The following is an 11480-nucleotide window of genomic DNA, read 5'->3' as shown; positions in this document are numbered from 1 at the left end:
ATCTGCCCTTTTGAAATGAGTTTTTAGCAGGATAATATAAATGTGTAATATCTAATCTTAAGTTTATGATGTTGAGCATAGCTGCTTCTCTTACCTCTTCCGGCACTGCCATAATATTCCCCAAAATCATTAAAGTTGTAGTTCCTGTAAAGAAAATATAGGCACAGGTCATGGCCACAAAAGCCGGTCCTTTCAGAAGTAGGATATTATCCCTGAATTCTTTGTTGAAAAGACGAATGATCGGGTTGATAATTCCATAAGAAGGGTTGTACAATTGTAAAAATACAATGCCCATAGCGGCAGTTGAGATCATATTCGGAATAATATAGACATTTCGTACAAATTTAATACCTTTTACCTTTCTGGACAGGGCCAGAGCGATCAAAGCAGCAATGGGAATCTGTACCACTGTTCCAAGAATGGCCCAGGTGGTTGAATTTTTCAGTGCTTCCCAGAAAAATGGATACTTGTTAAAAATATAATCATAATTATCCCACAAATTGCTCCAGCCGAAAAACTCCGGACTAGTAATATTGGTATAATCCCATTTGCAGAAAGAAGTGATAAACACCGTAATAATGGGATACAGATAAAATACGCAAAATGCGATCAGGGTAGGCGCAAGAAACGCTATAATAAATCCTTTTCTCCGCGTACCCAGCTTATTCTTTCTTTTTTTCGCAGCATTCTGATTTTCCAAATTCATACCTCCAAAAAGGGAAGAGATTTCTCCCCTCCCTCTTCTATTTCATTCATAGTTTCTGTTCATCACAGCTGTGTGCTTTAAGCAACCAACGCGATCAGCTCTGTCTGAAGTGCTGCAAATCTTGCATCAATATCTGTTCCTGATACCGCACACTCCATCAATGCATTGATGATAGCTTTGTCCACGTCAGATCCCCAGGTATAGTTCATGTCAATCACTACAGTATCAGCTTCATTTACCTGAGAACAAGCCTGTGCAAGCTTTCTTGTAGCTGCATCATCACTCTCTTCTGCAAGTGCGTTCAAATCAACTGTTGTGTTACATGGATTTGCCTGTACGCCAGTGAAGATTTTTTCTTGAACCTCAGCACTTGTCATATATTTGATAAACTCAAGTGCCAGCTCTGTTTTCTCATCACTCATGTTATTTGCCACAGCAAGTCCGCCGCCTGCAGAAGCGATTGCAATATTTCCAGGGAATAAAGCAGGCTCAATGGCATCTGTTAAAGACGCATCAATTCCACTTGCATTCCATACACCATTGAAAAGAACACCAGCCTTACCATTTGTATTAAATTCTGCCATAAGATTTCCGTTATCATCTGTAGTATGCTCAGAACCATTTGCCTGATCCAGGTTTGCAGCAGTCTTAAATGCAGCTGCAAATTCCTCTGAATTGATGGTGTCCTCTGTCAGCTCAGATTCCAGCATTTTCTTGCCTGCATCTGTGGAAGCCATAACCGTGTTTACAATATAGCTGGAGCCCTGTCCTGCAATGTATCCGTACACATCCTCGTCCAAAGCACGGATTTTTTCCATTGCTTCTCCAAAAGAATCCCAGTCTGCAAACGCCTCCTCTGTAATTCCGGCTTTTTCAAAAATATCGGAATTATACCATAAGCCACGGCTCTCAATCTGATCATGCACTGCATAAATATGACCATCCATATCATGCTGTGTATAGTTAAGACCAACTGCATCCTGCAGACCATTTTCATCGATATACGGTTTCAGATCGTATACCAGATCCTGGGAAAGTGCTGCCTGCGGAACTCCGCCACCGCCTACATCTACCAGATCCGGGAAGGAACCGCCAGCAACCTGTGCACTTACAATGTCATCTCTGTTTTCTACAGCGATTGGTTTGAATGTAACTGATCCATCAGCATGTTCCTTTGCGAACTCATCATAGATATCCCTCATAACCTGAGCTGCAGCCCACTCGCTCTCATCCTGGTAATATCCATGGTAAAATTCCAGAACATCATCATCTGCATAAGCAGTCGTTCCAAATCCAACCAGTGCAGTAGTCCCCATTGCTGCTGCCAGTAAAACACTTACCATTTTTTTCTTCATTACAAAAATCCTCCTTCATAAATTATACGTCTTTGCTTTAACTGTCCTTATTTTACCCTTGTTTTTAGTATTTTTGAATGAATCCCATTTGCAATTTACAGGTATTTATTGACATTTTCACAATAAAAATAAGGAAAATATTTACCTGACGGCAATATTTTCCTTATCTTTATTTTCCCTATTTATCTATTTTCATTTCACCCAGCTGCCGGGTAAAAGCTTCCGGTGAAATTTTACCGGTAAGCTCTCTGAAAATGTTTTCTGTAAAATAGGCTTTCTGTTCATAAGTCCACAGATTATCCGGAACTTCAATTTTATCCTCTGCACTTAGAACCAGAGAAGCAGCCTGAAACAGCCGCGGCATTTCCTTCTCGTAAGAATCCAGAACTACCTGCTTATTCGCCGGAATCTGCTCTGTTTCCTCCAAAATCCGCGTCTGCACCTTCTTGCTTAGCATATATTTCAGGAACCGGATGGAAGCCTCCTCTTTCTGTTCGTTTCCACTTTTTCCAAGCACATAACCAAAACAGGCAGATTCGCAAGACAGATTTTTCCCGGATGTAGTTGGAAGCAGTGCATACTTGGCATTAATGTTTTCGGAAATCAAGGAAGCGCCCCATACGCCATTCACATATATGGCAAGCTTTCCTTCATTGAACAATCTGGTCTCATCCAAATAACTGTATTCTGCATTTTCGGAGGTGGAATATACATAAATTTCCTGCAGCCGTTTCAACACCTCTGAAATTGTACCGATATCGTTTCTGTCCTTTTCTGTACCTTCTTCCAGAAGCATATGGTCCATAAAATAAAGATAGCCCTCCGGAGATGTCTGAAGCGAAGCAATTTCATTATTCTCACGCTCCGACCATTTCCAGATCTTGTAGCACATACCGCGAAAAGCATCCCAGGTCCTGGGAATTTCCCTTACGCCAGCTGCATGCAGAATATCTTCATTATACCAATAACCACCACTTAAGGACAAAACATCTGACACTGTAAACAGCTCCCCTTCTTCTGTGGTCCAATAGTTCAGATTGGTCTGGGAAATATTGGAGGCAAACTCTTCATCTTTTTTCACATAGGGCATAATATCCAGCGCCATATCATTTTCTACAATAAAATCATAGGTTGTATTCTGTCCCATACCGCTGAAGGTAATCACATCCGGCATATCTCCCACCATGATCATGTCCTCCACCTTACGCAGCATTTCCTTTCTTCCTGGCATGGAGATCAGCTGCACCTCAATGTCCGGATTCTCCTTCTGAAATCCATCGTAAATATCCCGCATAGCCACATGGTCTTCACCGGTTCCACCCCATGCATGAATCATCGTGATGGTTACAGGCTCTTTTTCTTCTTTTCCGCAGCCTCCAAGGAGCAGGCTTCCAGCTATTCCGATGCGAAAGAAAAGGGCTCTAATTTTTCTCTTCATTTTGTTCTCTTTTCCTGAATTCTTTCGGTGATACCCCAGTTATCTTTTTAAACATTTTAGAGAAATAACCGGCATCCTCCACTCCTACCGCTTCTGAAATCTCATAGGTCTTCATCTCTGTACTCTGCAAATATTCTTTCGCCTTTTCCACCCTTTTTATTAGAATCTCATCAAACAGATTCACACCTGTTTTATTCTTATAATAACGGCTGAGATAGCTGCGGTTCACATGCAGAGTATCTGCAATATCATCCAGCGTGATCTTTTTGCGAAAATTTTCTTCCAGATACTGTTCGATCTGGTCAAGCAATGATTCCGGTTCTTCTGCCTTCGTATGCTCCTGGATTTCAAGCTCTTTTTTCAGTCTGGACAGCTTTCCGATTGCTTTTTCCACTGCCTGGGGAAGTTCGTCTATAATGGAAATCTTAAGCACATACTCACATACACTGTATTTAATGGCACGTTTGGCATACTCAAAATCCGAATATGCGGTAAGGATGATCACCTGGGTTTCCGGGCAGGTTTCGTATATATATTTACATACTTCTAACCCGTCAGCACCAGGCATCTGTATATCTGTGATCACAATGTCCGGCATTTCTTCCCCGATTTCTTCCAACAGCTCCTGTCCATCACTGACTACTTTCTCCAGAGAGCAGTTCATTTTTCCCCAGTTTATCAGCTTCTGCAAAGCCTCTCTGATGTATCCTTCATCATCGGCTGCTATCACTTTCCACATAATTTCCACCTCTTTCAATTGGAACTGCAATTTCTATTTCCGTTCCCTTTCCCGGTTCGCTCCAGACCTGGAACTTGTAATGATCCCCATACAGGATCCGGAGCATTTTCTTTGTATTTTCCCATCCCACATGGGTATGGGGAATGTTTTCTTTATTTTCCTCTGCCTTCATCTGATTCTGACCAACGCCTACTCCATCATCTTTTACCCAGATATAAAGCATTTCCCTTTCATATAAAAGGACCTGCAGATTTCCTTTTTCCCGCTTTGGTTCCAGACCGTGTGAAACTGCATTTTCCACCAAAGGCTCAATAAGAAGACGAGGAATCAGATCTTCGCCGATTTTTTCATCCTCAAGCTTCACCTCATACGACAGTTTGGCCTGATAACGGCTCTTCTGCAGATATAAATAGAACTGAACGATTTCCAGTTCCTCTTTTACCTTTATCTTAATCTCTTTTTCCCGGAATATCTTGCCCTGCATCAGTCTGGAAAAAGCATTCAGCCCATCGTAAACTTCTTCATTTCCTGCCATTTTCGCTTTCAGACTCAGCATGGCCAGAATATTAAACTGGAAATGGGGATTTATCTGGGACTGGAGATATTTTACCTGGGATCTGGCTGCCACAATTTCTTTTTCATAAACCTGGGTGATCAGATATTCGATTCTGTCTGCCATCTCATTAAACACGATCCCCATGTCATGAAACTCCAGAATAGAAGAATCTTCCATTCTGACATTCAGATCCGGTTTTCCAAAGGCCTGTATGCTTTGGATCATCCTGGTGACCGGTTTTGTAAAGCGGTAGCTGATAGCATATGAAACCAGAAATGCAATTCCCAGTACCACAACAAAACCCACAAGAACAATAAAAAGAGTGGGCTTCAAAATAGAAAAAATATTCCCATATCCCACTGTGATCACCGTGCGTACTCCAAATCCGCAGGGATTTCCATAGCCGATCACTTTCGCACCCTCCAGGTCTTTTGTTCCACTCCATGAATTCTCAGAGGTCTGCAGCTTTTTCACCAGCTCCGGAGCGCCTTCTGAGACAAGCAACTGATCATTTTTGTCCAGGACTGCCCATCCTCCATTATGATACAGCTGTACCGTTTCCAGAACTTTCGCTACTGCACTCTGGCTGATCTGCACGATTCCGGTTCCTTTTTCTGCCATATTCTCATCATAAATACGAAAAAAAATATTCAATTCATCTTCATCGGACAAACAGGCATACTGGTCACTGGTGCCTTTGAACTCCTGCTGTAGTTTTTCGTATTTTCGCTTCTGTTCTCTCCCTGCTGCCAGGGTAGTTGCATAATAGTGCTCATAAATACATTCATTTCCATTATTAAACAAATAAATTCCAGTGACAAAAGGCAGCTGACGTTCTACCATATTCCGCTCTGAAAAAAGTTCCATGCTGTAGGAAAGCTGTGGTTCTATTTCCTCCAGGTCGTATTCTTCCTTCTGAAAAAATTCATCCAGTACCGTATTATGACGTATGGCGATCACGCTATCCTCAATAAACTGCATATGCGCCTCATACTGCTGACTGGTATAGCGAAGTACATATTCAATATCTTCCTGTGTTTTCTGGAAAAAGAAAGAAAAAAAGACATAGAAAACAGCTGCGCATACAGACAGCAGGGTGCATACAGAGGTCACTATCATCAGAAGAGTAAGTTCCCTTTTCAGGGTGTACGTTTTTTTCATTTTATTTATCCCCAGGGTAAATTTCTATGTTATAAATTCATTATAGGAAAAGCTTTCGAAACTTGCAATCAGTTTTCACCAAAAAAAGCAAAAAAAAGCAGAAATATTTATGGCATTTCGCCCAAATATAGGGTATACTGATATTGTCTTAGGAACAAGGGCAGGGTTTTTATATGACAGCATTCTGATAATGCCGTCATTTTTTTGCACCTTGTTAAAGTGATCATACTCACTTATTGACAAAGAAGGAGAGGTAAAATGAAAGTAATTAAAGTTAAGAATTATGAAGAGCTGAGCCGTACTGCAGCTACCATTATCGCCGGTGTTATTTTGTCCAAACCGGATTGTATCCTTGGTCTTGCTACCGGTTCTTCCCCGGTAGGTACCTACGATCAGCTGGCTGCTATGTATGAAGAGGGAATACTGGATTTTTCCCATGTAAAGTCTGTGAACCTGGACGAATATGTCGGACTGGACGGATCCAATGACCAGAGCTACCGTTACTTCATGAACAAGAACCTGTTCAGCAGAGTCAATATAGATATTAAGAATACCTATGTTCCGGACGGAACCAATCCGGATACAGAGGCCTGCTGCGAAGCTTACAATACGCTGCTTAAGAATATGGGAGCTGCAGACCTTCAGCTTCTTGGAATAGGACCTAATGGCCACATCGGATTTAATGAACCAGACGACCATTTCCAGGCTGGCACACACTGTGTAGATCTTACAGAGGCTACCATCCAGGCGAATAAGCGTTTTTTTGCAAGCGAGGAGGATGTGCCACGCAAGGCTATTTCTATGGGAACCGGCAATATTATGAGCGCAAAGACCATTCTTCTTGTAGCTAACGGCAAGAATAAAGCTAAGGCTCTCGCTGCTGCGATCAAAGGACCTGTTACCCCACAGTGCCCGGCTTCCATCCTTCAGTTCCATCCCAATGCAATTATTGTGGCAGATGAGGATGCACTGAGCGAACTGTAATTTTTTTATTTATGCTTATATAAAAAGGAGCTGCCTCAGTATGTTCCAAAAAGGCTTTCTGCAAGCTGTACGTCACAATTTGCAGAAAGCCTTTTTCAACACGCTCTAAAAAAGCAGCTCCATTTTTGTACCTTTTCCAAGATCGCTGTCCACATTGATCTGTGCATGATGTAAGGTTGCCCCATGCTTTACAATGGACAGTCCAAGACCAGTTCCTCCGGTCTGCCGCGAATGGCTTTTGTCCACCCGGTAAAATCTCTCAAATATTCTTTTCTGTTCAGATTTCGGAATTCCGATTCCATCATCCTCAACCCGGTAAAAAGGACGATTCCCTTTTCTGCCTACATAAATATGAATGTGTCCTCCCGGATTGGTGTAACGAACAGCATTGTCCGCAATATTGTACAGCATTTCATATAAAACATGCCGTACTCCCTGAATGTTGATTGGAATACCACAATAATCCAACGAAATGTTTTTCTTTTCCGCATGATCCCGGAGATTGTTTACCACATCCTTTGCCAGCTCATCAAGCTCTACACTTTCCATGGAGACCACTGCATCCTGCTGTTCATCCAGGCGCGACAGCTGGATAATATCTGCCACCAGATTTCCCAGACGATTGGCCTCCTTATAGATTCGTCCTGAAAAATCAGCAATATTCTCCGGTCTCACCATTCCATTCATCATCAGCTCCGCATAGCCGGAAATGGACATCAGAGGTGTCTTTAATTCATGAGAAACATTTGCAGAGAATTCCCTTCTCACAGCCTCTGTCTTCTTCAACTCCTCCAGCTGGCTTGCAATCTGCTTATTCTGCTGATCCACCCGCATCAGCAAAGGACGGAGTTCTTCGTAGCATACATTCGAAAGAGGATGCTCCAGATCCAGGTTGTTCACCGGCTCGATCAGACTCTTTGTCTGCCTTTGCACCAGCACGATTTCTACCAGAATGATCAAAAGCATCAAAAGTCCCAGCCAGATAAAGCTGCTAAGCAACGTATGGAACACACTGTCTGTTGTTTTTGCCAGGCGGAGGATTCTGCCATCATTCAACCTCACCGCATAATAAAAGGTCTGGTGTGACAAGGTTTCCGAATAACGGACAATTTCTCCCTGTCCATCTTCCATGGCCTGGATAAATTCCGGACGGTTGCTGTGGTTTGGAAGCTTTGAAGCCTCTGCCTCATTATCATAGAGCACGTTTCCCTCTGAATCGGTGAGCGTAATACGTGTATCTGTGGTTTTTCCCACATTTCCGTTTAAATACTCTTCTCCAACTTCTTCAATCCCCACTTTTACATATTCAGCTTCATCTCGGACGCCCTTTTTCATAGTACTGTTAAACTTATCATACATCACAAAGCTGGCGGCTATAAAGGTAAGGATAACCGTGAGAACGATCATCACACTGGTATGACTGAGGATTTTCTTTTTCATCCTTGACTGCCTCCCTTGTCTGCCATTCTGTAACCTACGCCGCGGACAGTCTCGATTAGTCTGCCGGTATCCCCAAGCTTCTGCCGAAGGGTTCGCACATGTACATCCACAGTTCTGGTCTCCCCGTCAAAATCATATCCCCATATATGGCACAAAATCTGGTCACGGGTCATAACGATTCCTCTGTTTTCCATAAGATACAGAAGAAGTTCAAATTCCTTGCGGGTAAGCTCCACAGGCTGATCATCACAATACACCTGATGACGGCCTGGAAAAATACGAAGTTCCTCACAGCTAAGCTCTCTGTCATCTCCGTGGCGGCTGCTGCGCCTGAGCACCGCCTTCACTCTGGCTATAAATTCCATCATTCCAAAGGGCTTGGTAATATAATCGTCTGCACCGGCTTCCAGAGCACGGACCTTATCAAATTCTGCTTCCTTGGCAGTTACCATAATGATGGGAATATCTCTGGTTCCGGAAGATTTTTTCAGTTTTTCCAGAATGGAATATCCATCCTCTCCCGGAAGCATAATATCAAGAAGAATCAGCTCTGGTTCCTCCTCTGCAAGGGCTTTCCACAATTCCTGGGAGTCTTCTAACCCTCTTGCATGAAATCCGGTCGTCTCTAATGTATATACTAAAAGATCACGGATGTTGTTATCATCTTCAACACAAAAAATCATTTTTTAGTATTCTCCTCCCATGTCTTACCTATTTTTTACATTACCTGTAAATCATCATTATTTCTTAGTATACGTACTTTTTTCCCCTTATACAAGTGCACAACTGTAAAGTCACGGTAAAAAGCAGGAAAACAGGTTACCGTTCACGACCTGACCAGTAACAAGCTTCGCGATGCACAGAAATCATGCATTTGCATGTTTTTGCGCCACAAAAATTATATTACCAGTCGCTGCCTCCGGAAATGATTCTCACAGGAATTTTTCCAGAGCAGCAACTGGCAACATCTACTCTCCCGGTTACGGAAGCATATAATTCACACGGGCAACCTCCAGTTCGTGATGGAAATGTTCTCCCGGTGCATTTTTTACAGTGTCAAGGTGACTGTGGGTATCATAAAGATCCTCATGCACCTGAGTCACACAGACTCCGATATTGGAACAATGATCTGCGATTCTCTCCAGGCTGGTTGTAATGTCAGAAAGCACAAATCCCATCTCTATTGTACATTCTCCGGCACGAAGACGATTTACATGACGTCTTTTCAGCTCACGGCTGAGCTCATCGATCACTTCTTCCAGAGGCTCAATTTCTTCGGCAGCTCTCATGTCCTGGTTTGCAAAAACGCTATACGCTTTTTCCACAATATCCGACACGGCTTTTTCCATAATGTGAAGTTCCTGCACTGCCTTGTCTGAAAAGCGGGCATTTTTTTCTGAAATTTCCTTTGCAGATTTCATAATGCTAAGTGCGTGGTCGGAAATACGCTCAAAATCTCCGATACAGTGAAGCATAATGGACAAGCTGTGGCTGTCTTCCAGAGAAAGATCTTTCTGATTCAACTTGATCAGATAGGTTCCCAGTTCGTCCTCATAGCGGTCAACCTTTGCTTCAATCTTTTCCACACGGAAAGCTGTCTCCTCCTGGAAATCATCCAGCAAACCAAAAGAAAGGTTCAAAGCGGTTTTGGACTGCTCTGCCATTTTCCTGGCAGCTGTTTTGCTCTGCTCAATAGCAATACCAGGATTACTAAGAAAACGGGATTCCAGGATCATAAACTCCTGATCTTCTGCGGAAATAACTTTCTCCTCTTTTGTATCACGGACAGTTGCACATGCCATTTTTACAAGCATATCTCCAAATGGAAGAAGTACAAGTGTTGCAATGATGTTAAAGGCACTGTGGATCACTGCGATGCCGGCAGGACCTGCCACTTCTTCAATGAAAGAGAAATGTAAAAATCCATTCAGCACATAGAATACAACCATAAATGTAACAGTTCCTACAATATTGAAGTACAGATGAACGATTGCTGCACGTTTTGCATTCTTAGTAGCACCGATTGAAGAAAGCATTGCTGTAATACAGGTTCCAATATTCTGTCCCATGATAATCGGAAGCGCTGCTCCGTAACGGACTGCACCAGTTACACAAAGCGCCTGGAGAATACCAACAGAAGCTGATGAAGACTGAATAACAGCAGTCAGAAGTGCACCGGCCAGCACACCTAAAACAGGGTTGGAGAACTTCAGAAGGATGTTTGTAAATTCCGGTACCTCTGCCAGAGGTTTTACGGCACCGCTCATGGTATTCATACCGAACATCAGCACTGCGAAACCAACCAGAATGTTTCCAATATCTTTCTTCTTTTCATCATGAAGGAAGACAATAAAAACAACTCCGATCAATGCCAGAATCGGTGAAAATGAGTTTGGGTTCAAAAGTCTTACAAAGAAATTGGAGCTTTCAATTCCTGCCAGGCTGAGAATCCATGCGGTAACAGTAGTACCGATATTTGCGCCCATAATAAAGCCAACAGCCTGGGACAGATGCATGATTCCCGAGTTTACGAAGCCGACTACCATAACTGTGGTTGCCGATGAAGACTGAATGATTGCAGTAACTGCTGCACCAACCAAAACTGCTTTCACACGGTTAGATGAAAGGTTTTCCAGAATCTTTTCCAGTTTACCGCCGGAAAGCTTTTCCAGACCGTCTCCCATTACCTGCATTCCATAAAGGAACATCGCCAGTCCGCCGACTAATGTCAGAATGCTAAAAAAATCCATTACGTTTCCTCTCCTTTTTTTATCCTTTTAAAAGTTTATTGGGTTCTTAATTTCTTTTGTTTACAAAACCAATATAAGTGGGCTATGTAAAGTTTCGGGTGAGAAGAATGTTAAATATATGTAAAATACTTTACAATCTTGGATTTTCTTATACAGGAAAAATGTAAAGCCAGGCTGTTGAAAATGTAAAATATTTGTTTGATAGTTGATTTTACTGTATTTTCCAAATTTTACATTCAAAAAATCCCACAGGAAACATGAAGAATAATTTTACAATTATCACTGCATATCTCATGCGGGATTTTTATATAATACGTGTAATGATTCCGTATCTTCACTGTTACACGCTCT

Annotated in this window: 9 protein-coding genes and 1 pseudogene; 1 reads left to right on the top strand and 9 read right to left on the bottom strand. The window is 42.4% G+C overall.

Features of this window, described 5'->3' with window-relative positions; all coding sequences use genetic code 11:
• The 5 genes from AB5Z12_RS15270 to AB5Z12_RS15250 form a co-directional block, all read right to left on the bottom strand.
• Positions 1-700: carbohydrate ABC transporter permease (locus AB5Z12_RS15270; protein ID WP_368357360.1), on the bottom strand; the 700-nt coding region annotated here is incomplete at its 3' end.
• An 83-nt stretch (positions 701-783) separates the two neighbouring features.
• Positions 784-2061, bottom strand: coding sequence for an ABC transporter substrate-binding protein (locus AB5Z12_RS15265; protein ID WP_195391680.1), 1278 nt, complete (start codon positions 2059-2061; stop codon positions 784-786).
• 178 nt (positions 2062-2239) lie between these two features.
• Positions 2240-3499: an ABC transporter substrate-binding protein gene (locus AB5Z12_RS15260; RefSeq protein WP_195391681.1), complete on the bottom strand. Its 1260-nt coding sequence runs from the start codon at positions 3497-3499 to the stop codon at positions 2240-2242.
• The gene (locus AB5Z12_RS15255; RefSeq protein ID WP_195391682.1) at positions 3483-4238 is read right to left on the bottom strand and encodes a response regulator; all 756 of its coding nucleotides are present in this window, start codon (positions 4236-4238) and stop codon (positions 3483-3485) included. Before AB5Z12_RS15255 ends, AB5Z12_RS15260 begins: the two co-directional genes overlap by 17 nt.
• Positions 4213-5955: a sensor histidine kinase gene (locus tag AB5Z12_RS15250; protein WP_195391683.1), complete on the bottom strand. Its 1743-nt coding sequence runs from the start codon at positions 5953-5955 to the stop codon at positions 4213-4215. The genes AB5Z12_RS15255 and AB5Z12_RS15250 overlap by 26 nt, the downstream gene beginning before the upstream one ends.
• A gap of 258 nt (positions 5956-6213) precedes the next feature.
• Between AB5Z12_RS15250 and nagB the strand changes: the two genes are divergently transcribed.
• Positions 6214-6939 (top strand): glucosamine-6-phosphate deaminase, encoded by a 726-nt coding sequence (gene nagB / locus AB5Z12_RS15245; protein ID WP_173718210.1) that lies wholly within the window; start codon positions 6214-6216, stop codon positions 6937-6939.
• A 35-nt stretch (positions 6940-6974) separates the two neighbouring features.
• On the opposite strand, the pseudogene AB5Z12_RS15240 reads toward nagB, so the two are convergent.
• From AB5Z12_RS15240 to AB5Z12_RS15225, 4 genes and pseudogenes are all read right to left on the bottom strand, one after another.
• Positions 6975-7025: pseudogene (locus AB5Z12_RS15240) on the bottom strand (DUF6783 domain-containing protein); the annotation flags it as partial.
• Positions 7026-7044: 19 nt separating this feature from the next.
• Positions 7045-8379: an ATP-binding protein gene (locus AB5Z12_RS15235; protein ID WP_148461681.1), complete on the bottom strand. Its 1335-nt coding sequence runs from the start codon at positions 8377-8379 to the stop codon at positions 7045-7047.
• Positions 8376-9062, bottom strand: a complete 687-nt coding sequence (locus AB5Z12_RS15230) for a response regulator transcription factor (RefSeq protein WP_173735103.1) — start codon at positions 9060-9062, stop codon at positions 8376-8378. The genes AB5Z12_RS15235 and AB5Z12_RS15230 overlap by 4 nt, the downstream gene beginning before the upstream one ends.
• A 297-nt stretch (positions 9063-9359) precedes the next feature.
• Positions 9360-11129, bottom strand: a complete 1770-nt coding sequence (locus AB5Z12_RS15225; protein ID WP_148461683.1) for a Na/Pi cotransporter family protein — start codon at positions 11127-11129, stop codon at positions 9360-9362.
• Between the last annotated feature and the right edge of the window lie 351 nt (positions 11130-11480).

Origin of the sequence: Ruminococcus sp. RTP21358st1_G6_RTP21358_211008 (assembly GCF_040908885.1) — a bacterium.
Lineage (GTDB): Bacteria > Bacillota > Clostridia > Lachnospirales > Lachnospiraceae > Blautia_A > Blautia_A faecis.
This window is presented reverse-complemented; position numbering and strand designations above follow the sequence as displayed.